At 40.4% G+C, this 24,133-nt stretch carries 22 protein-coding genes and 3 pseudogenes; 23 read left to right on the forward strand and 2 right to left on the reverse strand.

The window, feature by feature from the left end; translation table 11 throughout:
• Positions 1-26 precede the first annotated feature (26 nt).
• The 4 genes from ASU35_RS11860 to ASU35_RS11875 all read left to right on the forward strand — a co-directional run bounded on the left by ASU35_RS11860 (position 27) and on the right by ASU35_RS11875 (position 3,349).
• Entirely contained in the window at positions 27-260 is a 234-nt protein-coding gene (locus tag ASU35_RS11860) for a hypothetical protein (protein WP_058353223.1), read from the forward strand.
• A 330-nt stretch (positions 261-590) separates the two neighbouring features.
• Complete coding sequence (locus tag ASU35_RS11865; RefSeq protein ID WP_058353224.1) at positions 591-1,448, forward strand: hypothetical protein; 858 nt, start codon at positions 591-593, stop codon at positions 1,446-1,448.
• 75 nt (positions 1,449-1,523) lie between these two features.
• Entirely contained in the window at positions 1,524-1,784 is a 261-nt protein-coding gene (locus ASU35_RS11870) for a nucleotidyl transferase AbiEii/AbiGii toxin family protein (RefSeq protein WP_058353225.1), read from the forward strand.
• Between the two features lie 200 nt (positions 1,785-1,984).
• Positions 1,985-3,349: a peptide MFS transporter gene (locus tag ASU35_RS11875; protein ID WP_058353226.1), complete on the forward strand. Its 1,365-nt coding sequence runs from the start codon at positions 1,985-1,987 to the stop codon at positions 3,347-3,349.
• A gap of 59 nt (positions 3,350-3,408) precedes the next feature.
• On the opposite strand, the gene ASU35_RS11880 is transcribed toward ASU35_RS11875, so the two are convergent.
• Positions 3,409-4,497 carry a M24 family metallopeptidase gene (locus tag ASU35_RS11880; RefSeq protein WP_058353227.1) on the reverse strand — a complete coding sequence of 363 codons (1,089 nt, stop codon included), beginning with the start codon at positions 4,495-4,497 and terminating at the stop codon, positions 3,409-3,411.
• Between the two features lie 20 nt (positions 4,498-4,517).
• Positions 4,518-5,408 (reverse strand): proline iminopeptidase, encoded by an 891-nt coding sequence (pepI, locus tag ASU35_RS11885; protein ID WP_058353228.1) that lies wholly within the window; start codon positions 5,406-5,408, stop codon positions 4,518-4,520.
• Between the two features lie 423 nt (positions 5,409-5,831).
• Between pepI and ASU35_RS11890 the strand changes: the two genes are divergently transcribed.
• The 19 genes and pseudogenes from ASU35_RS11890 to ASU35_RS11985 form a co-directional block, all read left to right on the forward strand.
• On the forward strand, positions 5,832-7,505 hold the full coding sequence (locus ASU35_RS11890; RefSeq protein WP_083504277.1) for a GGDEF domain-containing protein: 1,674 nt from the start codon (positions 5,832-5,834) through the stop codon (positions 7,503-7,505).
• 44 nt (positions 7,506-7,549) lie between these two features.
• A complete protein-coding gene (locus ASU35_RS11895; protein ID WP_058353230.1) occupies positions 7,550-8,779 on the forward strand; it encodes a tetratricopeptide repeat protein in 1,230 nt (409 codons plus the stop codon).
• Positions 8,780-8,821: 42 nt separating this feature from the next.
• On the forward strand, positions 8,822-9,490 hold the full coding sequence (locus tag ASU35_RS11900) for a GGDEF domain-containing protein (protein WP_058353231.1): 669 nt from the start codon (positions 8,822-8,824) through the stop codon (positions 9,488-9,490).
• Between the two features lie 141 nt (positions 9,491-9,631).
• Complete coding sequence (locus ASU35_RS11905) at positions 9,632-10,363, forward strand: hypothetical protein (protein ID WP_058353232.1); 732 nt, start codon at positions 9,632-9,634, stop codon at positions 10,361-10,363.
• A 154-nt stretch (positions 10,364-10,517) separates the two neighbouring features.
• Positions 10,518-12,248 carry a methyl-accepting chemotaxis protein gene (locus ASU35_RS11910; protein WP_058353233.1) on the forward strand — a complete coding sequence of 577 codons (1,731 nt, stop codon included), beginning with the start codon at positions 10,518-10,520 and terminating at the stop codon, positions 12,246-12,248.
• Positions 12,249-12,336: 88 nt separating this feature from the next.
• Positions 12,337-12,849 (forward strand): ferritin, encoded by a 513-nt coding sequence (locus ASU35_RS11915; protein ID WP_058353234.1) that lies wholly within the window; start codon positions 12,337-12,339, stop codon positions 12,847-12,849.
• 69 nt (positions 12,850-12,918) lie between these two features.
• Positions 12,919-13,203 (forward strand): annotated as a pseudogene (locus ASU35_RS11920) (DUF2871 family protein); the annotation flags it as partial.
• A gap of 67 nt (positions 13,204-13,270) precedes the next feature.
• Complete coding sequence (locus ASU35_RS11925; protein WP_058353235.1) at positions 13,271-13,708, forward strand: hypothetical protein; 438 nt, start codon at positions 13,271-13,273, stop codon at positions 13,706-13,708.
• 93 nt (positions 13,709-13,801) lie between these two features.
• Complete coding sequence (locus ASU35_RS11930) at positions 13,802-14,908, forward strand: KamA family radical SAM protein (RefSeq protein ID WP_058353236.1); 1,107 nt, start codon at positions 13,802-13,804, stop codon at positions 14,906-14,908.
• Between the two features lie 67 nt (positions 14,909-14,975).
• Positions 14,976-15,449 carry a MarR family winged helix-turn-helix transcriptional regulator gene (locus ASU35_RS11935; RefSeq protein WP_147525438.1) on the forward strand — a complete coding sequence of 158 codons (474 nt, stop codon included), beginning with the start codon at positions 14,976-14,978 and terminating at the stop codon, positions 15,447-15,449.
• A 50-nt stretch (positions 15,450-15,499) separates the two neighbouring features.
• Entirely contained in the window at positions 15,500-16,843 is a 1,344-nt protein-coding gene (locus ASU35_RS11940) for an FAD-dependent oxidoreductase (RefSeq protein WP_058353238.1), read from the forward strand.
• A gap of 56 nt (positions 16,844-16,899) precedes the next feature.
• Positions 16,900-18,000, forward strand: a complete 1,101-nt coding sequence (locus tag ASU35_RS11945) for a GGDEF domain-containing protein (RefSeq protein WP_242861276.1) — start codon at positions 16,900-16,902, stop codon at positions 17,998-18,000.
• Between the two features lie 101 nt (positions 18,001-18,101).
• Positions 18,102-19,007 (forward strand): ABC transporter ATP-binding protein, encoded by a 906-nt coding sequence (locus tag ASU35_RS11950; RefSeq protein WP_058353240.1) that lies wholly within the window; start codon positions 18,102-18,104, stop codon positions 19,005-19,007.
• The gene (locus ASU35_RS11955; protein ID WP_058353241.1) at positions 19,007-19,900 is read left to right on the forward strand and encodes an ABC transporter permease; all 894 of its coding nucleotides are present in this window, start codon (positions 19,007-19,009) and stop codon (positions 19,898-19,900) included. The genes ASU35_RS11950 and ASU35_RS11955 overlap by 1 nt, the downstream gene beginning before the upstream one ends.
• A 70-nt stretch (positions 19,901-19,970) precedes the next feature.
• Complete coding sequence (locus ASU35_RS11960; RefSeq protein ID WP_058353242.1) at positions 19,971-20,987, forward strand: glycosyltransferase family 2 protein; 1,017 nt, start codon at positions 19,971-19,973, stop codon at positions 20,985-20,987.
• A gap of 1 nt (position 20,988) precedes the next feature.
• Positions 20,989-21,444, forward strand: a complete 456-nt coding sequence (locus ASU35_RS11965) for a signal peptidase II (RefSeq protein ID WP_058353243.1) — start codon at positions 20,989-20,991, stop codon at positions 21,442-21,444.
• Positions 21,445-21,446: 2 nt separating this feature from the next.
• On the forward strand, positions 21,447-21,845 hold the full coding sequence (locus ASU35_RS11970) for a CBS domain-containing protein (RefSeq protein WP_058353246.1): 399 nt from the start codon (positions 21,447-21,449) through the stop codon (positions 21,843-21,845).
• Positions 21,846-22,530: 685 nt separating this feature from the next.
• A pseudogene (locus tag ASU35_RS18810) lies at positions 22,531-23,413 on the forward strand (transposase).
• 291 nt (positions 23,414-23,704) lie between these two features.
• A pseudogene (locus ASU35_RS11985) lies at positions 23,705-24,133 on the forward strand (hypothetical protein); the annotation flags it as partial.

The following is a 24,133-nucleotide window of genomic DNA, read 5'->3' on the forward strand; positions in this document are numbered from 1 at the left end:
TGATATCATAGCAGAATGACAGTTGTTTGTCAGTAACGCTGTGTTTTGAAGCACTTACTGTAGAATCTAATTCGAATAATGATAATAACAACATAGTTGAAAAAACGATTAGTAAGATGGGGAAAGAATTTATTGATAAATGTTTTTGGACAAACTCAAACACGGTTAAAAAATTAGTAGATAGAGTAACTCCGACATCGACTACATACAATAAAAAAGATAGTGATAGTGGTTGGTATGAGGAATGGACGTTGAATTAATATTCAAAAGTCATCATGTTGTAACTGGTTAATACCGAGATGTTCCAGTAGAGGTGGATATGTTTCTATAGATACACGATATGGCTGTGGATATGTTCCCACACACGAAAGGGTGACATAGCGTGTTTATGCGGGTTGGCGGGCTTTTTCCACGAATATGTACCTGTGTTTTTAGCAGGAAAAAATGTATATAGAACCTAGTAATCATAGAAGGGTGCAAAAAAATAGAGTAGCAAAAGTTGTACGCCGGAATTGATTCGGTTGTATTGTGGTGTCCGCGAATAGTTGCACCTAAGAGTTTTAATTTGGTAGATTTGAAGGAGAAAGAAAATGTTAAGACTATGTACTAAAAGTGAATTCGAATTATATATTGATTTTTCATATGAACTTGCTACGTGTCTGGAGAAATCCGCTTATCCAACATATTGTGATGGAATCAAGACAAAAGAAATGTTCGTTGAACGATTGGGAAAAGTGTTTGACAGAGAAAACGAAGAAATTCTCTTGTTTGAGTGTGAAGGAAAAGTAGAGGGATTGATTCATTATTACTGGATTCCAGAGGATAATTATATCGCTACAAGCGGGTTCAATATTAATAAGGCAACAGAGCAGGCTATGTCAGAATTCCTGGCATTCGTTGGCGAGCAGTTTAAGGGATATGACCTGTTTCTGGGTTTCCCTGCAGAGAACAAGTCTGCAGTTGAATACCTAGCTGGGCAGGGATTTGAATGTATTGAGAACAACTATAACAACACTGCTTTCATAGACAAAATTAAAGATTTGCCAAAAGGAAATAGATTAATTCGTATTGAGAAAGAAAACTATGAGCGTTTCAAAACATTACATGACCAAATTGAAGGAGATATGTACTGGAATTCAGAAAGAATATTTGGAGATCTAGATAAATGGAGTATTTTTGTTGCGGAAAAAGAAGGAAGGTCTCAGGGGGCAGTATATTATACTGATGTTACTGATGATTGGTTTGAAATATTTGGCGTAGATATGAATAATGGCGAGTTTGATCAAGATATCTTTAGGAATCTATTGTATGCAGCATTATCTGATGTGAAGAGGAGAGGTGGTCGTGTTATGACATTCTTTTGTGATAAAGAAAGCGAGCAAGTTGTATTGGAATGCGGTTTTACATATGTTGGAAACTACCTTTGCTATAAAACACACTTGGAATAAACAAATGTCCCAAAGGAGTTTTCTCTTATGGGACATCTGCCTATTTTTGGAATCTATCAGATAGAGTGCTGAATTATGGTTATAAGAAGAAATATAGGTAATACAAGAGCCAGAGATTTTTATGATTTGTTTGTATTAATAAAAATAAAGAAGGATGAAATCCGCTGGAATGTTTTAAAAGAGGCGGTTGTAGCAACAGCAACCAAAAGAAGTTCCTTGGAAGAACTGACAGAATATAAAGAAACAGAAGAAAATACATATAGTGAGGGTATAGTGTTTGCTGATACGTTAGATATTGTATTGTGGATAGGTAAGGAGCTTGACTGTCCGAATTAACGCCTGTGGAGATAGTAGATTACGAAGTTGATGAAGCAGGAAACTCATTGGCTTTAGACAATGGGTAGTTCACGAACATCAGTATTACCAGCCTTTCAGATAATTTAATTGTGCCCTGATATGCTTTTCTTGCAAAATCCATTGATTTTTGCTATTGTATAGTTGTATGTTATTTAAAATAAATATAGGAGGACACTATAATGGGAAACGCAAAAAAAGGGAGACCATTTGGCTTTTATGTATGCGCTCTTGGATTCACATTTGAAAGATGTGCGTTCTATACGGTAAAATACTTATTAGCTATGTGGATCGCTACAGAAGCTCTGGCTGGAGGCCTTGGGCTTACAGATGTAGAAGGGGCTGCAGTATCAGCATCATTTGTTGCCTGGACTTACATTACACCATTGATCGGCGGGTACATTGCAGACCGCTTTATCAGCCCAAGAATCTGTGTGGCATTGGGTATGATTCTTATGGGAGCTGGCTATCTCGTCGCATGGAGAGCAACATCACTTAGCATGGTTTGGGTCATGATCGTGCTTGTAGCCATTGGGACAGGCTTCTTTAAAGGAAATCTTTCAGGAATTAACGGTTTGTTATTTCACAGCCAGGACGAACTGGACTCGGCATTCTCAATCCAGTATTCCTTCGTCAATATTGGTTCATTTGTTGGAACAACATTTATCGCAATTCTGGCAACAACAGGACTTTTTGGAATTAAGACAAGCTTTAACACAGTATTTCTGCTCTGTGGCTTGTTCCTGCTTTTTGATGCTATCTGGTTCATTTTTGTTGGTGGAAAAGCACTTGGGGAAATAGGAAAGGTTCCATTTAAGAAAGACCAGAGAGAATTTGTACATGATGAGAATGGGAAAAGGAGAGAGAATGCACCTCTTACTGCTGGAGACAAGAAGAAAATTGCAGCTATCATTCTTGTAACACTATTCTCAGTTGTATTTTGGATGTTGTGGTATATGGCTTATATGCCGGCATACTATTACTTTGGATATGGTGATGGAGATTCCTTCCTGAACAAAGCAAATTGGATGATTGGTAGCTTCTTAGTTCCGACATCGTGGTTCGATTCAGTTAACGCATTTGCATGTATGGCACTTGGCCCGGTACTTGCTGTTGTATGGGCTAAGCTTGCAGCAAGACCAAAGGGAGATCTTAGCATGTATAAGAAAACAGCACTTGGATGTGGACTTCTTGGAGTATCCTACCTCGTAATGGTACTTGCTAACATCGTTGCCGGAGAGGGACAGTGCTCTGTTCTTTGGCTTGCACTCGTTTGTGGATTGATGTCAGTTGGAGAAATGGTATTCTCGCCACTTGGAAACTCATTTATCAGCAAGCTTGCACCAGCGAAGGTACTTGGATTACTCCTTGGTTTCTGGCCAATCGCAGTATTTTTCTCACAGAAGATTTATCCGACTGTTTATACATGGACAACAACGCAGGATTTCAACTTTGCATACGGACTTCTTGGAGGTATTGTGGTGGTATTCGGTATTGTTCTCTGGCTGCTCAGTGGAAAGCTTGATGTGTGGGCAGAAGAAGCGTAAGGGAAACGAAATAATAAAGTGGGAGAGGAAAATTTCCTGTCCCACTTTTATACCCATTTTTAATCTTCGAATGGAAGTACAATCAGATCCTTTGGATATTTATTTAATACATCACAGCCATCCTCTGTAATGATGACAAGGTCTTCGATACGAACACCCAGGTTTTCCTCTGGCAGATAAATGCCTGGCTCAATAGAAAAGCATTGTCCCGGCTGAATGATTGCTTCATTTACAGAGGATACATCACCCCACTCGTGATCCTCCAGTCCGCAGGAATGTCCGGTTCTGTGGGTAAAATATTCACCAAAGCCTTTTTCGGTAATATAATTTCTGCAGGCAAGATCAACATCCTTCATCTTATTTCCGGGTTTTGCAGCAGCAATACCACGGGCTTCGGCTTCACGAACAATCTCGTACACCTCTCTTGCACGATCAGATACTTCTCCAAGGAAAAAAGTTCTTGTCATATCGGAAGCATAATTGTCTTTAAATCCACCAATATCTAATAAAACGCAGTCTCCGCGTTTCCCTTTAGAATCATCCGTTACATGATGTGGATCAGCAGCACCGCCTGCATAGGCTGTGATTGGGTCGAAGGAAACACCTTCACATCCATGGGCTGCATAGATTTCCCTTGCCTTTGCATTCAGCTCCTTCTCTGTATATCCCTGATTTGCATATTTTACAAGTTCAGCCATTACATCGTCATTGATTTTGGAAGAGATACGAAGAAGTTCAATCTCTTTCTCATCCTTAATCTGGCGAACGGTGTCGACAATTACAGAGCCATTTACAAATTTGCTTCCAGCACCCAATTCCTGAAGACGAAGTAAAAATCTTGCCGGCCATGTCTTGTCTATGCCGATAGGCTGGGTCTTGTCAATAAACTGGCTCATGATCTCAACGCCATCTTCGATGTCATCATAATAAGTAATCTCAACACCAAGATCTTTTTTCTGTGGAAAGAGCCTGTTGACTATCATATGATTCTCACCATTTACATGAATGTAAAGAGCAAGCAGTCTCTCTCCTGGAGCAATCCAGGTACCTGTTAAATAGAAGATAGAAACAGGGTCAGAAATAATCATCTGAGGCATGTCCTGTTCATTCATCGCTGCAACAATCCTTGATAATTTACCTTGATCCATTTTTAAACCCTCCTGTTTAGTTAATCATTTTTATTGAGCCATTTAATAAGCTCTTTAATATATTCCTCTGTTTCCTCAACAAAACACATATGTCTTGAATGGGCAAACAAATGCCATTCTGCATTCGGAATATTATCATACATATATTTTGCTATAACCGGTGAGCAAAGATCCTCTGCACCGCTGAAAACCATACAGGGCGTGTCGATATTCTTGATCTCCTCTGCGTAGCTATAGTTTCTCAAAGAGCCGTTTGGAGTAAACTCGTTATTTCCCCATCCGTATACATATGCCTCAGAGCCTGCACGCTTTGGCCTGGTAAGGCATTCAGGAGAATTCTCATCAGGAGTACTATTGCAAAAGCGCTCCATAAATTCAGCAACGGCTTTATCATAAGCTTCTCCGGAATAATTACCAGTACGCTCAGCCTCGGCAATCGCTTCCTGCGTTTCCTTTGTTAAGTATTTCATGCGACGGTGATGTTCGTCTGTCCAGAGCTGATTATGTGAGAGTGTGCTTGAAAGAATAAATGATTTTACGCCCTCATGCTTATAATCACAGGCATAAATAATACACATCATTCCACCCCAGGACTGCCCAAGAATATGACACTCTTTCAATCCCAGGTGCCTGCGGAGAGTTTCTAGTTCCTCCATCCATGTTTTTTTTGTCCACATTTCCGGACATCCGTCCAGATAGGAATTCCCACAGCCAATCTGATCATACATGATAAGCTGTCGGTCATCCATATCAGCAATGCAATCCAATACTTCAAAATAGTTGTGTGTAGAACCCGGGCCGCCATGGAGAAGAATCAGAGGAGCTTTTTTATTGTTCTTATTCTCACCCACAATTCTATAGTAGGTTTCGTGACCCAGATAAGGCATATAGCCTTCGGTGATTTTTGCCATTTTTTAACCTCCCTGTCAGACAGAAAATGTTTTTTAATGTCCTATCTTATTATGTACCTATAGTTTAACATAGATATTGTTTTTCTGCCAGTATCAGTATTGTATGTGTTTTTTTGTTCTGGTGCATAATTATCAGAATAAAGAAAAAGTACTGGAAATTAGAACTGGAATATGATAAAATACTGTCAGATAAGAGTGGAATAGGTAGTTGCAGGAATGATGGAAAGAGAGTATAATTTAACAGACAGGCAGATAACTTTGTGTGCCTGTAATTTGATGATAAAGAGGGTATTATTCGCTTTTTGAGTGAATAATACCCTTTTTCTTCGATAGGACGAACTTCTATATCGAAAAAAACGTTCCGACAGGGATCACACTGCGGGGGTGTGGAAATCTCGCTTTATAAGTGGAAGAGGAGAACAAATGATGAAAGTAAGGAAAATAGGGTTAGACTGGCAAAGTGTGATGCTGGTTGTATATGGAGTAATGTTTTTTGGGGTCTTTTTTTGGTTATTTCCATATACCGGAGGAAGTAGTAAAGGGTTTGACAATGAAGCCATGAATATAATGGATAACATTTTTCGGGTCACTGTAAATGAAGAAACAGTCATGTCCACTTTGCCTGCTCAGGTAAAAGCAGAAGCAGGAGAAAAAATAATCCTGGAAACGGTTCTAAGGGAGCAAAAGAAAAATGATATTTTTATGGCATTTTATGATCGGCATACAGCAATTAAGGTGTATTTGAATGATCAGCTGTATGAGGGAACAGACGAACCAGTGGAGCTGCCCTTCAAGATGACACCTGGTTCCTACTGGCACTGTGTTCGTCTTCCGGAAGATTACGATGGAATGCGTCTTAGAATAGAAAGAATTCCTTTTTTAGATAGCTATAGCAATGCGTTGCCTACGATTTACATAGGGACAAAGAGTGCTTTTTTGTACATGGTAATAAAGCAGGGGATAATATCCCTGTCAATTGGCTTCTATTTTATAATCTTTGGGTTGCTGCTGATGATTACCGGTCTATTCTCTCAAGTTGCCTCGATGAGAAGAAGAATGTTCCGTTTGGGGCTTTTTATTCTTACGCTGTCCATCTGGATTTTACTGGATTCCAGGGTCACACAGTTATTTACAGGGAATATATATTTGGCCTTTTATATTGTGTATGGCGCCTTTTTTGCCATACCAATAACGGGGCTTGCTTATCTGCTGACCTATCCCTCCATTGAAAGGAATCCGCTAATGAGAGCTTTGTTTCCTATCTCGGTTCTTACATATATTGTGGTACATATTCTGCAGATAACGAACACCTTTTACTTTTTAGAAATGTTTTCAGTAGTTCATGTTGAAATTGCATTGATTATTATTGGTGTTCAGGTTTGCTGTTTGAATTATTTAAGGGATAAGAAGCGGGATAAGGAAGAGGGGATGCTGTATAAGGTATTGGGGATAATCGAATTTTCAGCAGTAGTCGATATTTTGCAGTATTACCTTAATCCGAACAGAACTGTAGAAAAATTCCTGAGTAGATTTGGAATCCTGTTTTTTATGATTGCCCTTGCGGGTAATATGATAAAAGAGGTGGGGAGAGCGAAAGCCAAAGACGAACAAATTAGGCTGATGAATAAGATGGCTTATACAGATGGTATGACAGGTTTGCTCAATCGGTATGCTTTTGATTGCGAGATAGATAAAATTCGAACAAAGGAAGAGGATGATGAAATACTGATTTTGTATATGGATATGAACAACTTAAAACAGATTAATGACCAGTATGGCCATGCCAGAGGAGATGAGGCAATCAGACAGGTGGGCTATCTGTTAAAAGCTCATTTTGGCAATGATAATCTCTGTTACAGGCTGGGTGGCGATGAATTTTGTGTTGTCAGCCATTGGAAGGAAGATAACAAAGTTGAGCAGGCGATAGAAGGCTTTCTTGAAGGTATAGAGGAGTTTAACAGGGAAAGGGAGTATTCTTTTTCTGTAGCCTATGACTATGAAAGGGCAAAGGGAGCAAATGTAGAGGAGTGTTTTAAAATGGCTGATCATAAGATGTATGAAAACAAAGTCAAAATGAAAGAGGTAAATAGTAGATAATCTTGGAAATGGATTTTTGATGCGATAAATGGAGATGGAAAGCTATGAATAAAAAGAAAAAATACATTATTATTGGGTGTTTAATCATACTGACAGTGAGCTTTTTCATTGGAATAAATATTTACCATTCTAAACATGTGAAAGCATCGCCACTGTATCTTGCGGTGTCTGCTTATCGTATGGGAGAACAAGGGTGGGAGCCACCTTACGGTATTACCTTTGTGGATGGCTCGGGTGAGGAAATTTTCCTGCGAGGAATGGAGGCTTTCGATAGGAAAGCTTATACCATGGCCAAAGGGCTGTTTGAACAGGCCTTGGGTGCAGCCGGAAGTGACCCGGCCCTGCCGGCTTTCCTCTATTTTTATATCAATCAGTGCGACTATTATCTGAAGGGAACGGGGAATATAGAGACGGTTTCATTGGCACTGGCTGCGATTAGACAGTATGCACCTTTTTCCAATGACACAGAAATAGTGTTGGACTTAGTGAACAGCGTTTCGCAGCCAAATGAGAATTGTGAGCAGGTCGTTAAACTACTGCAGGAGCATCTGGAGAGCACAGACAATCTGGAGCTGCTAACCTGGACACAATTAAAAAATACTATGGGTATGCTGGAGTATACCAACCAGAAATATACAAAAAGTATCCAACAATTTTACGATGTAGAGCTGGCATTAGAGGAAGCAAAAACAAACTCTAAATTGAAAGTAGAGTTAGTGTATGCAAAAGAGTTTATTGCCAATATTCATTTTATTTTTGAGGATTATGAAAGAGCTGCTGCGATGTATCAGGAGGTAATCGATCTCACAATGGATACAGGAGATATTGTTGCATATGGCTGCTACGTTAATAGTGCAAGTGCATATCTGGAAATTTCAGAGCTTGAAAAAGCAAGAGAAATCTTGCATGCATTGGAGAAGCAGCTTCCCTACGCAGAGAAAGAGACTGCATTAGAGATAGAGGCATGCATGAATGATTTGCTTGCCAATATCTGCATCATGGAAGAAAATTATGAGGAGGCAGCTGGATATCTTGATAAAGCAGAAGTATATTATCAGAATAACGAAGGAGATTTCTTCATTGATGGTGAATACTTTATTAAGTTTACTCGCTGCAAATATATGCTTCATACCGGGGCTATCGAGGAATCACAGGGGCTTTTGGAGGAAATGGTTTCCACTGGAGCTACAGCCAGCCATGGTATGGAGAGGGAGGCTTATAAACTTTTGATAGATATCTATCGAAAGACCGGGGAAAATGAAAAACTGTTTTAGACGTATCAGAGCTTGTTAGAGCTAAACAAGGAATCGCTTCAGATGCTTCAGGGGGAGTATCTGGAGTTTTCCAAGTATTATCAGGATAATAACCGGCTGATACAATACAATAATGACTTATACCACATCAATATAATCGCAGTGTTCAGTGTCATTGTAATCTCAGGTATCCTCATTATTATTCTCATATTGCTTCGGCTGTTAAGTATAAAGAATGTAACAGACCAGCTGACGGGTGTATATAATCGAAAGAAGTTGAATCAGCTTTTGCACAGTTATAAGTGTATGGATACACCCGCAAATTTTGGTGTTGTAATGATGGACATTGATTATTTTAAGCGTTACAATGATATTTATGGGCATCCTGCTGGCGATAAAGCATTGAAGGAGGTAGCAAAAGTAATTATGGATTCTGCCCGTAGAAAGGATGTGATTGTCCGCTATGGCGGCGAAGAATTTCTTGCACTCCTAAGCGGAGTACAGCTGCAGACTGCGGAGGAGATTTGTCATCAGATTCAGGAGAATCTTAAGAAACGTGCAATCCCCCATGCTGCCTCTGAGGTCTCGGAATATGTAACGCTAAGTATGGGACTTTGCTATCAGAGCTTGTCAAGGAGCACATCTCTAGAAAAGCTTATTGAGTATGCGGATGAGTGTCTTTACCAATCCAAAGAAGCGGGAAAAAATTGTGTTACAATAAAAGAGCTGTAAAAAAATTTACTGGACTTGAGAGGGAAAGTGTGTTATTATTTATATAGCTATATATATGATGTTGGGTTAAAAGCCCAGCTATGATGCCTACGGATTGTTTTCAAAAAATTAGTAACAAAAGATGAAAAAGGGGTTGAAAAAATGAGAGGAAAAGGGGATAATTTAACAGACAGACAGACAGACAGACAGACAGACAGACAGACAGACAGACAGACAGACAGACAGACAGACAGACAGACAGACAGACAGACAGACAGACAGACAGACAGACAGACAGACAGACAGACAGACAGACAGACAGACAGACAGACAGACAGACAGACAGACAGACAGACAGACAGACAGACAGACAGACAGACAGACAGACAGACAGACAGACAGACAGACAGACAGACAGACAGACAGACAGACAGACAGACAGACAGACAGACAGACAGACAGACAGACAGACAGACAGACAGACAGACAGACAGACAGACAGACAGACAGACAGACAGACAGACAGACAGACAGACAGACAGACAGACAGACAGACAGACAGACAGACAGACAGACAGACAGACAGACAGACAGACAGACAGACAGACAGACAGACAGACAGACAGACAGACAGACAGACAGACAGACAGACAGACAGACAGACAGACAGACAGACAGACAGACAGACAGACAGACAGACAGACAGACAGACAGACAGACAGACAGACAGACAGACAGACAGACAGACAGACAGACAGACAGACAGACAGACAGACAGACAGACAGACAGACAGACAGACAGACAGACAGACAGACAGACAGACAGACAGACAGACAGACAGACAGACAGACAGACAGACAGACAGACAGACAGACAGACAGACAGATGCTTAAAAATTTAAAGAGATATTTTAGGCACCCCCAAAGCGATAGGAGATATTAGGGATTTTATCGCTTTGGGGGTGTTTTTTTTGTATTTTAATACTGTGAAGTGCAAAAGAAAAGGCTATTTGAAGATAGCCTAAAAAATAATAAGGAGATAAAGGAAATGAAAAGGAAGAATGAAAACAGAAAATTTGAAAACTGGTCGGTTAAGAAAAAGCTGATGTGGTCATTTGGTGTGACTATTGGGCTAACAATTGCTTTGGCTGTGACGCTGCTGGTTGGAATGCAGTTTATCGCGGGAATGCTGGAAAAGCTTTATAGCGGGCCTGCTATGAACATTTGCCACACGAGTGAACTTTGCTATGCACAGGTGGATAACCAAAGAGCGGTATCCAGAATTCTGAGGTCTAAAGGCAGGAGTACGAAGGAGTCTTATTCAGAGCTGGAAAAAACTATGAACGAAAATCTTGAGGTTGCCGATAAGGCAATCATAAAATTGCGGGAAAGCCTGTTGACTCAGAAGGGTAAGGACAAGCTGGAAGAGATTGCCGATAAATTAACTGAGGTAAAGGTACACAGCGAGAGAATCTTATCCTTGATAAAGCAGGAGAATTTCGAGGCGGCAGTGGAATATAGTGAGAGCAATTATGGGCCTGTTTTGGAAGAGATAGAGGGACTGATTGATGAATTAGATACACTTGTTCTTAACGTGGCAGCTCGATATAACCATGTTTCGGGGATATTGGCACTCATTTTGCTCCTTGTAGGGGTGGCTTTTCTTATTGTGGTAATAGCGATAGCAGTAGCAGTTGCAAGAAGAATTATAGCAGGTATCGTGAAGCCGGTGACGGAAATCACAGAGGCGGCAAAGAAGATGCGTGGCGGGAATCTTTCTGCTGCAGATGAGATTACCTATGAATCGAAGGACGAATTGGGAGTTTTGGCACAGGCAATGCGTGAAACAATTCGTACATTAGACGGCTATGTGGAAGAAATCGTATATAATTTTGAACGGCTTGCAAAGGGCGATCTGGCACAGGAATTCGACCAGATTACAGATTTTCTTGGAGATTTTGCGAGCATTAAGACATCCTTTGTGGGTATTTTGACGGTCTATAATAAGACTCTGCTGCAGATTCAGAGGACAGCGGCTCAGATGGATCGAGGCTCTGATGAGGTTGCAGGTGCCGCTACGGATTTAGCCTCCGGAACAAGTGAACAGGCAGGTGCGGTGGAGGAATTAACAGCAACGGTAAATGCCTTAAGCAGCATGGCAGAGGATGTGGCAAAGGAAGCACAGCAGGCTCATGACAGCATGGTACAGACTGTGAGGGAAGCTCAGGAGGAGAAACGCAGGATGAAGGAGCTCCAGGAGGAGATGTTGCGAATCAAGGGGATTTCCAGTGAGATTGAAGCTATTATCACTTCCATTGAGGAGATTGCATCACAGACCAGCCTTCTGGCACTCAATGCATCCATTGAGGCTGCAAGAGCAGGAGAGGCAGGGAGAGGCTTTGCAGTTGTGGCAGACCAGATTGGGAAATTGGCGACAGACAGTGCCAAAGCAGTGGTGAGTACCAGAGATTTGATTGAAAAGACGGTTGAAGAAATTGAAAAGGGTAATAAGGTGACAGAGACAACTGCTACTGGATTTGAAAAAATTATTGGAGCATTGGAGGAGGTTGTGGAATCGGTAAAGTCCAACAGTGAGACTTCAAAAAAACAGTCAAATGCACTATTGCAGGTGGAAAGTGGTATAGAGCAGATATCTTTGGCAACCCAGCAGAATGCGGCAGCTTCTCAGGAATGCTCTGCCATTAGCGAAGAGCTGGCAGCTAGAGCGACGGAGCTGGACAGCTTGGTTGCTCAATTCAAATTATATGAAAGCAAATAGCTTTTTCTCTGGAAAAATGGCAGAAACTATGGTAAAATATGAAAAATGGCAGTAGAACTGTGCAAATAAAACCAAAGGAGAAAATGCTATGTTAGATAAGAAGGTAGTGGAATTATTAAATCAGCAGGTAAATAAGGAATTCTATTCTGCATATTTGTATCTGGATTTTTCAAATTATTACTACGATGAGGGTCTGGACGGCTTTGGCAATTGGTATAAAATCCAGGCACAGGAAGAACGTGATCATGCCATGCTCTTCATTCAGTATTTGCAGAATAATGGTGAGAAGGTTATTCTTGAGGCGATTGACAAGCCAGGCGTAGCACTTTCAAGTGCAAAGGCAGTCTTAGGTGAGGGATTAAAGCATGAGCAGCATGTAACCAGCCTGATTCATGCTATTTATGATGCGGCTTATTCGGTAAAGGATTTCCGCACTATGCAGTTTTTAGACTGGTTTGTAAAAGAGCAGGGTGAAGAGGAGACAAATGCAGATAATCTGGTAAAGAAATTTGAATTATTTGGAGATGACCCAAAGAGTCTTTATATGTTAGATAATGAACTTGGAGCAAGGGTATATTCTGCACCCTCGCTGGTTCTTTAAATGCATGCTTTTCCAGTAGAAGATATGGTAAAATAAAAAAGGAGACTAACAAATGAAAAGGTACATACCCATTTATTTCTGCTTGGGATGATAGTCTTTCTTCTGGTGGCATTATTCCAGGAGCACATGGATCTTATGCAGCAAAAGACATTTCGGACCTTTATGGTTGTGTATAATATCGGTGTTCCGTTGACTGTTACTATGATGCTTATACGAGGAATTGTTCAGGTATTGGGCGTAGAGCTTTCGAAGGGAGCAGATGCTTCGATATCAGGTATTGCAGGAATTGGGCATATCCTTACAGGAGCAGGAATCGTTCTTTTGCTTCTGGCACTACGAAAAACTGCAAAATAGCTATATGAAAGAATAAAAGAAAGCCATCCGGGGTAAGATAAAGCTATCTTTTAGGATGGTGAATTATATGTATGAATTCTTTTATGGCTGGTACATGAAATGCCAGTCTGAAACGCAAACCTTGGCGGTAATACCTGCAGTCCATCAAACAGGGAAAAAGAGAACCTGTTCTATCCAGATTATTACGGACATAGAAGCATGGACGGTTGAATTACCTGGAGATGTATTTCGACAAAGGAAGAAAAGTATTTTTATTGGAGAGAACCGATTCGGCGAATACGGTATTCGGCTGGCAGTGCATAGGCCGGAGCTGATTGTAAAGGGCAAGCTGAATTTCGGTTCTCTTTCTCCCTTACGATATAATATTATGGGGCCCTTTGCTTTCGTACCGTTTATGGAGTGCCGAGTTTTCTACCGGTTTCAGAAAGGTGGCCATATCCTCTTTGCCTTTGAAACAGAAAGGGCTTCTTTTGAATATGAATATCCTGTATTTTTTCCTGTTTAAAAGCATATAATCTTCTTGACAGGGAGAGTTAATGAATTGTATAATAGTTTAAAAATAAAATGTTTAAAATTAAAATAGAAGGGGATGAAATTTATGGAGCAAAAATGGAAGGATTTATGGGGAGAGAGTATTCGTGACGTGGAGGGAGTAAAGCAATTTCTGAATTTAACAGAAGAGGAAGGAAGGCAGATGGGAGAAATTATGGAACGATATCCTGTCTGTATTAATTCCTATTATCTTAGTTTGATAAATAAGGATGATGTGAAGGACCCGATTAGAAAAATGTGTATACCGGACATACATGAATTTTCTGAAGGTGGACAGACCGATACAAGTGGAGAAACGGAAAACACAGTGTTTCAGGGCTTGCAGCATAAGTACCGACAAACAGCACTGATTTTATCGACAAATCAGTGTGCTATGTACTGCCGCCATTGCTTCCGGAAACGGATGGTGGGTTCAAACTCGGATGAGATAGCAAGACAGCTGCCGGCAATGGCAGATTATATACGAAGTCATAAGGAAATTAATAATGTTCTTATTTCCGGAGGGGATTCTTTTATGAATTCCAATGAGGTAATTGAAAAATATTTACAATATTTTACTGAAATTCCGACGCTTGATTTTATCAGATTTGGCACCAGAATACCTGTTGTGCTTCCGCAGAGAATCACAGAGGACGAGGAGCTTATAAGGATTCTGAAGTCTTATAATGAGAGAAAGCAAATTATCATTGTTACCCAGTTTAATCACCCAAGGGAGCTTACGAAGGAAGCATTAGCAGCGGTCAAGACACTAAAGGATGCCGGCTGTATTATACGAAATCAGACAGTGCTTTTAAAGGGAGTAAATGATGCTGCCAGTGTAATGAAGGAGCTGATGAATAAGCTGGTTTCCTATGGAGTAATTCCATATTATATTTTCCAGTGCCGTCCTGTGGAAGGTGTAAAAAATCAATTCCAGATTCCATTTACTAAGGGAATTGATATTATAGAAGAAGCGAAAAAGGGAATGAACGGGCAGGCAAAAAGTGTCCGGTTTGTATTATCACATCCAACAGGAAAAATAGAAATCGCAGGGAAGCTTACAGATAATGAAGTGATTTTTAAATATCATCAGGCAAAATACGACAAAGACCAGTCCAGAATATTTGTAAAGAAGATAAAGGAAGAGCAATGCTGGCTTGATGAGGAAGTTTAAAAATATTTTTTCTTAAAAAACGTGACGAATTTTGAAGATTGTGGTAAAATTCTTTTGTGCAGATAGAATGGCACAAGAAATTATGATAAAAACAGGTGATGATAGTATGGATGAGCAAATTGAGTCGATCCTGCAGGGTGGACAGTTCAAAAGGCTTTTGGATGAGCAGATTGTGGAACTGCGTCAAAAGTATGATATGAAGAAGGCGGAGCTTGAGATTTTGTACTTTTTAGCCCGATGTGGTGAGCATAATACTTCAACGGATATCCATTATCAGCTGATGATGAATAGAGGACATATTTCTCAGGCAGTTGACAGTCTTTGCAGGAGGAGATTTATTATTGCTATTCCGGACAAGCATGACAGGCGGTTTGTTCATTATAAAATATCAGATTCTGCCCAGGAAATTGTGACAGAGGTTGTCAAAAGAAGGGAAGAGATGAACAAGCAGATTTTCGAGGGAATCTCTGAGGAAGAGCTAAAGGTGTTTAAAGATGTATCCTCAAAGATAAGAAAAAATATAGAAAAAATCATAGAATAATTCTTTTCCATATGAGCACATACTAAGAAAAAAGAATACGAGGATTTTTTATGGAATCAGTATGGAGAAGACAAACCGGGAAAATAGAGTCAAAGAATAGATCAAAGGAAAATAGGTACTGGGATGTAATTGTAATAGGTGCAGGTCTTACGGGGCTTTTGAGTGCCTATTATTTACAGGAGCAGGGAAAGCAGGTCTTGGTTCTTGAGGCTGATGAAATTGCATCCGGGCAGACAGAGAGGACAACAGCTAAGATTACAAGTCAGCATGGTCTCAAATACAAAAATCTTATAGAAAAGGTTGGAAAAAGAAAGGCTGCGCTATATGCACAGGCAAATGAGATGGCAATTAGGGAATATGAACGTTTTATTAGCAGGCATAACGTAGATTGCGATTTTAAAAAGGTACCAGCTTATTTATATACCCTGCAGAATAAGGAAGTATTGGAGGAAGAGCTGAAAGCAGCCTTAGCTCTTGGGATTGATGCATTCTTTACAGCAGAAACCGAACTGCCTTTTATAGTAAGAGGAGCGGTATGCTTCCGCAACCAGGGACAGTTTTCACCACTTAAATTCGTGCAGTATCTTGCTTCGGAGCTGACGATACTGGAGCATAGGAAAGTAATTAAAGTAAAGGGACATCGGGTAATAACGGAACATAAAACATTTGAGGCAGATAAAATTATCGTAGCCACCCATTATCCTGTGTTTAATCTGCCGGGCTTTTATTTTGTGCGGCAGCATCAGGAAAGAAGCTATGTTCTGGCACTTTCAGGCTGTAAGAGAATGGAAGGGATGTATTATAGTATTGATAAAAATGGTCTTTCTCTCCGGCAGGCCGGAGAGCAGCTTTTGCTGGGCGGAAGCTCCCACAGAACAGGAAAGAATAAATGGGGCGGAGCCTATGACTCCCTTAGAAAGGTGGCAGGTGAGTATTTTCCGGAAGGAAGAGAAGAAGGGCACTGGTCGGCACAGGATTGTATGCCCCATGATGATATTCCGTTTATTGGAAAATATTCTATGTTTACCCCAAATCTTTATGTAGCAACAGGCTTTCAAAAGTGGGGGATGACTACCGCTATGATTGCTGCCATGCTGTTAAGAGATGAGGTGTGTGCAATTGAAAATCCATATCGGAGACTGTTTTCTCCCCAGAGGATTCATTTCAGGGCATCGGCTCGAAATTTATTTACGGATGCTGAAGAGAGTGCAAAAGGGCTTGCAAAAGGATTTTTTCACAAGTCTCCGGTAAGATGCTCTCATATGGGCTGTGGTCTTACCTGGAACCCGGATGAAGAAAGCTGGGACTGTTCCTGCCATGGATCACGGTTTGCTGCAGATGGAAAACTTTTAGACAATCCGGCAAAGCATTGTTGCAGAAATTGTTCTAAATAGAAGAAAAATGTTCTATAATAAAAGGTATCAATACCGGGAGGTGCAAAGTGAAATATATGAAGGATAAACTCCTTAATTATATGTTATATAGTGGAGTTACGAAGCAGGAGTATGAAAAGATAAAACAGGAGATACAGGAGAAAAACAGAAGTGTTTTAAGCTTGACGGCTCTATGCCTTGTGGTGATGTTTTCCGGACTGCTTTTGGGAAGTCTGTTTTTAGAAATGATGAAGCCTAACCACAGTATTTATGGGATTGTAGGATTGAGCTTTATGCTCATTGCAATATTATCCAGAAGAATAGAAAACAAGAGCTTTGTTTTGCCTCTTTGGTACATGGCAATGACGATAATGTGTGTTTATGCTATTATACTGAATACGGTTTTAAGCAATAATATTTCTGCAACGACTTTTTGTGTAATTATGATAGTTGCTCCGTTGCTTGTGATAGACAGGCCATGGCGTTTGTTTGGCTATTTTGCCTTTATTACACTTATTTTTGTGCTGGTTGATTTCAGCCAGAAGGCCTATTACCTAGCATTTACCGATACGGTAAATGCTCTATGCTGCATTTTCTTAGGCAGCGTCATACATATTAACATTATGAATACGAAGCTTCGGGAAATGCTGCAGAGACATTATATTGAAGCAGAGCGTGATACAGACAAGCTCACCGGTTGCTTGACAAAAGCAGCCTTTGAACGCAAGATTACAAAAGAAATGAAGGATTCCCAGTATCAGGGAGTGCTTCTGGTTATGGATTTGGATCATTTTAAAAGTATTAATGATAACTATGGACATGTATTTGGAGATATGGTTCTGCGAACTATGGGAGAATGTCTACAGAAAAGTTTCCCAGAGACAGGGCTTCGAGGAAGATTCGGAGGAGATGAGTTCCAGGTATGGATTTCTGGAAAAGTTGAAAAAAGAGAGCTTACGCTGATTTTGAACGGATTCTTTTCAGATATTCATGCTATTAAGACACCGGATGGAAAGGTAGAGGTGGCAGTTAGTGTTGGAGGTGCAATGTGTCCTAGGGACGGAATGAGCTATCAGGTACTATTTGAAAATGCAGATGCCTCCCTGTATGCAGCAAAAAAACTGGATAGAAGCGGGTATGTATTTTGTCCTGAAAATGGGACAAAAAAGGGAGCATAACATCGGGCTGTGAACTACAGGCAGTTTCCCGGTATATGAATGGATGCTGATAAAATCAGGGAAATATAAAAATATAGATCAACTGATAGGAGAAGAGGTCTATGAATATTATAGAAATAGAACATTTGTCAAAATCTTATGGCAATGTACAGGCAGTCCAGGACATAAGCTTTCGTGTAAAGGAAGGAGAGCTTTTTGCTTTTCTTGGTATCAATGGAGCAGGCAAGAGTACCACCATTTCCATCATGTGCGGCCAACAGGAGAAAAACAACGGAAAAGTGGTAATTGATGGTGAAAATATCGATGAAAATCTGGGTGAAGTCAAGAAAAAACTGGGAGTTGTATTCCAGGATAGTGTGCTGGATAAGGTATTGACGGTAAAGGATAATCTAACCAGCAGGGCAGCTCTTTATGGGATTACGGGAAAAGAGATGGATAAGCGCCTGGCTGAATTAAGTGAGCTGCTGGACTTAAAAGATTTGATGAACCGGACTCTGGGAAAGCTGTCTGGTGGACAGAGGAGAAGGATTGACATTGCAAGGGCATTGCTCAACAGACCGAGGATTCTGATTCTGGATGAGCCAACGACAGGTCTGGATCCGCAGACCAGAAAAACCATCTGGAATGTGATAGAGACCCTTCGCCAGAAGGAAAAAATGACGGTATTTTTAACGACTCATTATATGGAGGAGGCGGCTCCGGCAGATTATGTTGTAATTCTTGACAGTGGTAAAATCGTTGCAGACGGGACGCCGCTGGACCTTAAGAACCAGTATGCAGGAGATTATGTTTCTATTTATGGAGTAGAGGAGGCACAGGTTCGGGAATTGGGAATGGAATATCAGGAAATACGGGATGGGTACTGTATTCCAGTAGCTGGAACCTGGATAGCGACGAATATGATTCTGGAGCATTCGGAGCTGTTTAAGGATTATGAGATTACCAAGGGAGGTATGGATGATGTATTCTTAAATGTCACTGGTAAGAAGCTGGGAGGGCAGGTATAATGAAAACAGTATTTCATTTAGTAAATCGGAATAGGAAGTTATATTTTAAGGACAAGGGTATGTTTTTTACCTCTTTGATTACGCCGCTTATCCTGATTGTATTATATGGAACCTTTCTGGAGAAGGTATATAAGGACAGCTTTTCATCGGCACTTCCGGCAGGATTTATGATTGAGGATGTTCTGTTGAATGGATGTGTCAGAAGCCAGCTTTGCTCCGCTTTACTTGCGGTCAGCTGCATTACTGTAGCCTTTTGTGTCAATCTGACTATGGTGCAGGATAAGGTGACTGGTGCTAGAAAGGACTTTTTAATCTCTCCGGTGCAGCCATATAAGCTGGCTTTGGGGTATTACATAGCAACGGTAATCAATACAATGCTTGTAAATCTGGTGGCTTTTGGAATATGCCTTTTGTATATTGGAAGTTGTGGCTGGCAGCTTACAGTGGGAGATATTACGTATCTTTTGCTGGACATCTTTTTTTTGGTTCTTTTTGGTACGGGGCTTTCCAGTGTTATATGCTGTCCACTCTCTACCCAGGGTCAGCTGTCGGCGGTTGGGACCATTGTAAGTGCGGGCTACGGTTTTATCTGTGGTGCCTATATGCCGATTTCAAACTTTGGAGAGGGTCTGCAAAAGGTCTTATCTTATTTCCCAGGGACCTATGGGACTTCAATGCTAAAAAATCATGCAATGCGGGGCGTGTTTGAGGAAATGCATAATGTAGGTTTTCCAAATGAAGTAGTAGAGGGTATCAAGGCATTTCTTGACTGTACTCCGCAATTCAGGGGAGAAGTGGTAAGCGTTAATCAGATGATGGCAGTTATGCTTGCTACAGTTACTATACTGATGGGAATTTATGTGCTGATGAATCGGTTTTATAAGATAAAGTAAGAGATAGAACAGCCCATAGCATGAGATAAATTCAAGCTAAAAGATATAATAATAGCAAAGGGGGATTCTTATGATAACGATAAGCCTTTGTATGATTGTAAAAAATGAAGAAAATCTATTGAAACGCTGTCTGGATAGTATTCATGATCTGATGGATGAAATCATTATTGTGGATACCGGTTCGACAGATCGGACAAAGGAAATCGCTGGACAGTATACCGATAAAATTTATGATTTTACCTGGGTATATGATTTTTCCGCTGCACGGAATTTTTCCTTTTCCAAGGCAACGATGGAATATATCTATGCGGCAGATGCGGATGAGGTGCTGGATGAGGAGAACCGGAAGAAATTCCGGCAGCTAAAGGAGGCTATGCTTCCTGAGATAGAGCTTGTCCAGATGCTCTACTGCAACCAGCTTCAATACAATACGACCTACAATTATGATGAGGAGTACCGACCGAAACTCTATAAGCGGCTTCGTGAGTTTGTATGGGAGGAGCCGGTACATGAGTCTGTACGGCTTACACCGGTGATTTATGACAGCGACATACGGATTTTACATATGCCGGAAAATAACCATGCCGGACGGGACTTTGACACCTTTTTGAGAATGTGGAGCCGTGGACAAAGGATGTCGAAAAAGCTCCACAATATGTATGCAAGAGAGTTGTTTATTGCGGGAGAGAATGAAGACTTTCTGGCAGCAGAGCCGGTGTTTTTAGAAACCTTGAAAGCCTCTGACCGGGGGCTTTCTGAGGTCAAGGAAGCTGCCTGTGTAGTGGCAAGGGCAGCAAGACTCCGGGGTGATATAGCTGAATTTTTCAAAAATGCGTTAAAGGATACTGCCAGTGAGGGGTGTGCAGAGATATGCTGTGAGCTGGGACAGTTTTACTATGACAGGAAGGAGTACCAGGAGGCACTTATCTGGTATTACAATGCAGCCTTTGAGACGAAGAGTATTTTAAATATCCATAGCAGTGGAGATTTGCCGCTTAAGAGACTTGAAGAATTAAGTACCCTTTTGGGACAGACAGAGGATGCAAAGCACTATCATGAGCTTTGCGAGGCTTGGGAGGCAGAATAAGATGTATTATTTATTAGGAGCTTTCGCTTTGTTTTTTGGCGAGGAGCGGATAAAAGGCTGGGTTGAGACTCATTTTGCCCTGAATGAGGAAAAACCAGTCTTAAAAAACCATTTGATTTTTACAAGACACCATAATTATGGTTTTGCCCATAACCGACGTAGTGAGCATAGAGGACAGGTTCTGGGTGTGTCTTTGATTGGGCTTTTTCTGGTAGTCGGAAATGGAATTTATGTATTCTTTTCCGGGCTTGGTCACGGACTTAAGGCTGGTATGATGCTTCTTATGGCAGGGGGCTTAAGCAATGCTTATGACCGTATAAAGCGGCATTATGTGGTGGATTATTTTATTATCAATAAAGGACGGCTGAAAAAAACAATTTTTAATCTGGCGGATATACTGTTGTTTTTAGGAGCAGTAGTATGTACAGCTGCAAGCTTACTGGAAGAGAGGAAATAGACATGAATATGGTATTTTTATTAAGACCTAAAAGTACTGTTGCGTTTTTAGAAACAGATTTTACACTGCGGCAGGGATTAGAAAAAATGTATGCCCATAAATATACGGCGATACCTGTTGTGGAAAAGGATGGCAGATATGCCGGAACGGTAAGCGAGGGCGATTTTCTCTGGAATATACTAAAACAGGAGAGCTTTACAAAAAGGGAACTGGAGGAGTATAAGCTCAGGGATATTATCCGCCCGGACTGGAATCCGGCTGTAAGAATCAGTGCCACAATGGATGATTTGCTCCAGCGAGTAATGGAACAGAACTTTGTGCCAGTAGTTGACGATAGGAATCTTTTTATGGGAATTATCACACGGCGGGATGTAATAAAGTATTTTTGTGATAAGCGATAAAATTTTGGTTTGTAGATTTGTTTTGATTTTCAAGGGACGAAAAGAGTGTTGGTATTATAGCTCTTAAGCTAGGACTACGAAGGGCGATAATTCTAGAAAAATGCATATCATTTACTACAAGTGACGAGTACGCGGACATTCGACCTCCTGTCTCAAGTCCGCTCAAAAAACCTCCATGTTTTTTGCCTCTGTAGGCTATGCATTTTTAAGAATTATCAGCCCTTCTCCGTATAGCTTATTCACTATAATACCAACACTCTTTTTTGTCTCCTGAAATTCAAAAAATCTACAGTCCAAAAATTCATATCATTCCATAATGCCAGACAGGTTCTGCAAAGATTTTGCTTGCGATATTGCGGAAGTGAGTTCGAAAATCGCTCCTTAGATGTTCTTAAAATCGAAGGCTTTCCTGAGATTTTATATAGAACATCTTAGGAGAAGTTGAGAAGGAGCGAGCTATCGCAAGCAAAACTTTGCAGAACCCGTCTGCTGTATAAAAGAAATTACAATATTAAACCTGAATTATTCATCATTGCACAGTGAAAGTGGCTGAAAGCCACATAGTTACTGTATTTAAGCTGTTTATTACATTTCATCTATTAAGTGAATAGAAAAAGAGACCAAATATGTGGTAAAATTTAGGTGTTAAATCATAATATATACCACAGAAAGGGTCTCTCTCTCTATGGATATTTTAAACACCTTAACACTGAAAAGCAATAGACAAATTAAAATAAATTTTGACGGAGGTGACTTATCCTCCGACGCAGGTCTTCTTTTGATAAAAGAATTCGCTGCAAAAATTGGCTTTACCAGGCTGGTCAAAAAGAAATTTAAAACTAATGATAAGGTGGTTCACTTCCACAAAGACGATGAAAACCTGATGCAGATGATTTATATGGAACACTTTACTGCAGCAATGATGCAGATAAATTTATGGAACCTCTCTTTCAGGAATACCTGGAAAGAGGTATTAAAACATATCTTCGTAGTGACAGTGGATTTTCATCTCCTAAGCTTTATAAAGCCTGTGAGATGAATGGTTGTTCCTATGCTATTCGCTTAAAACAGAATTCTTCACTCATTGCTCTTGCTTCAGACAAAGATAAAGATTTGTACAAAGCAACCAAAGAGGATCAGATCAGTTATGCGGTAACTTATGGTGAATTCATGTACCAGGCTGGTTCATGGGAATATCCAAAACGTGTGGTCTTCAAAATTGAGAAACCATACAGTCAGCTGACACACATGTACACCTTTATTGTTACAAACATGAATATGGAGCCTTATCAGATTATCCAGTTTTACTGTGGACGTGGCAAGATGGAAAACTTTAGCTTCACATGCTTGCTTACAACTTATTCCATTGGTTCAGACGACTGGTCCTTCCTGAAAACATGCGAAAGTAGCAGGTTGATACCATTCGTTTAAAGCTGATGAAGATTGCTGCAAGAGCAGCCCGCTCAGCAAGATATATAACATTCAAACTGTGCAGTAGCTGTCCTTATAAAAAGGAATTCTACAGGACGCTGGAGAACATCCAACAACTAACGGTACAGTTGGAATAGCAACAATTCATGTACCTTGACAGTTCAAAATGACTCAATCGAATTTCATGGGGATAGTTTACCCTTTTTTGCAGATAATTCGATTGCTTTCAGAAGAACTGGAACAAGGTTTGGTAATTCTGAGCACTTTTATTTGCTCATGAATAATTCAGGTTTATTTTACAAATTTCTTAAAAATTCTTAAGCTTCTTTGGTTATTATTGAAAAAAAGTCTTGGTAATGCTATTCTGAATCTGGAAGAAAATTCCTTTTTTTACAATTTATTATGAGAGGAGGAAGTGTGCCTTGAACGTGGAATTATGGTATGAAAAGGATGTCTACTATGAGCCACAGGAGATTTCGCTACTTTATGAAAACGGGGAAACAAAACAGATGGACAGGCAGGAGGAACGCTTTTACTGCGAACTGGATTTACCGCCTGGGGAGTACCGCTACCGGTTTTTGATAGATGGGGAGCTGGAGCTTGTGGACCCGCATAATAACCTGTTAGAATCAGATGAAGAGGGAGTTCTCTGGTCACTGGTTATTATAAATCCGGCTGGAAAGCGGCTTTATAATCCAGACAACTATTCTCTGGAGCTTACGAAATATGATCTTTGCCATCATGTTTCGGAAACAGCTCCATCTGTACAAAAAAAGACTTTTTTCAGGAAAAGAGATCGGCAGATTGTAGCAAGACTTGTATTTTCGCATATTACAGGACTTCATCTTTTAACTGCT

It is taken from the genome of Acetivibrio ethanolgignens (genome assembly GCF_001461035.1).
Classification (GTDB): Bacteria; Bacillota; Clostridia; order Lachnospirales; family Lachnospiraceae; genus Velocimicrobium; species Velocimicrobium ethanolgignens.

Coding starts and splice junctions, on each gene's coding strand:
- ASU35_RS11875 (WP_058353226.1), top strand. CDS start 1,985: ATGGGAAACGCAAAAAAAGGGAGACCATTTGGCTTTTATGTATGCGCT.
- ASU35_RS11870 (WP_058353225.1), top strand. CDS start 1,524: ATGGTTATAAGAAGAAATATAGGTAATACAAGAGCCAGAGATTTTTAT.
- pepI (WP_058353228.1), bottom strand. CDS start 5,408: ATGGCAAAAATCACCGAAGGCTATATGCCTTATCTGGGTCACGAAACC.
- ASU35_RS11965 (WP_058353243.1), top strand. CDS start 20,989: ATGTATTATTTATTAGGAGCTTTCGCTTTGTTTTTTGGCGAGGAGCGG.
- ASU35_RS11950 (WP_058353240.1), top strand. CDS start 18,102: ATGAATATTATAGAAATAGAACATTTGTCAAAATCTTATGGCAATGTA.
- ASU35_RS11880 (WP_058353227.1), bottom strand. CDS start 4,497: ATGGATCAAGGTAAATTATCAAGGATTGTTGCAGCGATGAATGAACAG.
- ASU35_RS11940 (WP_058353238.1), top strand. CDS start 15,500: ATGGAATCAGTATGGAGAAGACAAACCGGGAAAATAGAGTCAAAGAAT.
- ASU35_RS11890 (WP_083504277.1), top strand. CDS start 5,832: ATGATGAAAGTAAGGAAAATAGGGTTAGACTGGCAAAGTGTGATGCTG.
- ASU35_RS11955 (WP_058353241.1), top strand. CDS start 19,007: ATGAAAACAGTATTTCATTTAGTAAATCGGAATAGGAAGTTATATTTT.
- ASU35_RS11865 (WP_058353224.1), top strand. CDS start 591: ATGTTAAGACTATGTACTAAAAGTGAATTCGAATTATATATTGATTTT.
- ASU35_RS11960 (WP_058353242.1), top strand. CDS start 19,971: ATGATAACGATAAGCCTTTGTATGATTGTAAAAAATGAAGAAAATCTA.
- ASU35_RS11915 (WP_058353234.1), top strand. CDS start 12,337: ATGTTAGATAAGAAGGTAGTGGAATTATTAAATCAGCAGGTAAATAAG.
- ASU35_RS11970 (WP_058353246.1), top strand. CDS start 21,447: ATGAATATGGTATTTTTATTAAGACCTAAAAGTACTGTTGCGTTTTTA.
- ASU35_RS11900 (WP_058353231.1), top strand. CDS start 8,822: ATGCTTCAGGGGGAGTATCTGGAGTTTTCCAAGTATTATCAGGATAAT.
- ASU35_RS11910 (WP_058353233.1), top strand. CDS start 10,518: ATGAAAAGGAAGAATGAAAACAGAAAATTTGAAAACTGGTCGGTTAAG.
- ASU35_RS11945 (WP_242861276.1), top strand. CDS start 16,900: ATGAAGGATAAACTCCTTAATTATATGTTATATAGTGGAGTTACGAAG.
- ASU35_RS11895 (WP_058353230.1), top strand. CDS start 7,550: ATGAATAAAAAGAAAAAATACATTATTATTGGGTGTTTAATCATACTG.
- ASU35_RS11935 (WP_147525438.1), top strand. CDS start 14,976: ATGGCACAAGAAATTATGATAAAAACAGGTGATGATAGTATGGATGAG.
- ASU35_RS11905 (WP_058353232.1), top strand. CDS start 9,632: ATGAGAGGAAAAGGGGATAATTTAACAGACAGACAGACAGACAGACAG.
- ASU35_RS11925 (WP_058353235.1), top strand. CDS start 13,271: ATGTATGAATTCTTTTATGGCTGGTACATGAAATGCCAGTCTGAAACG.
- ASU35_RS11930 (WP_058353236.1), top strand. CDS start 13,802: ATGGAGCAAAAATGGAAGGATTTATGGGGAGAGAGTATTCGTGACGTG.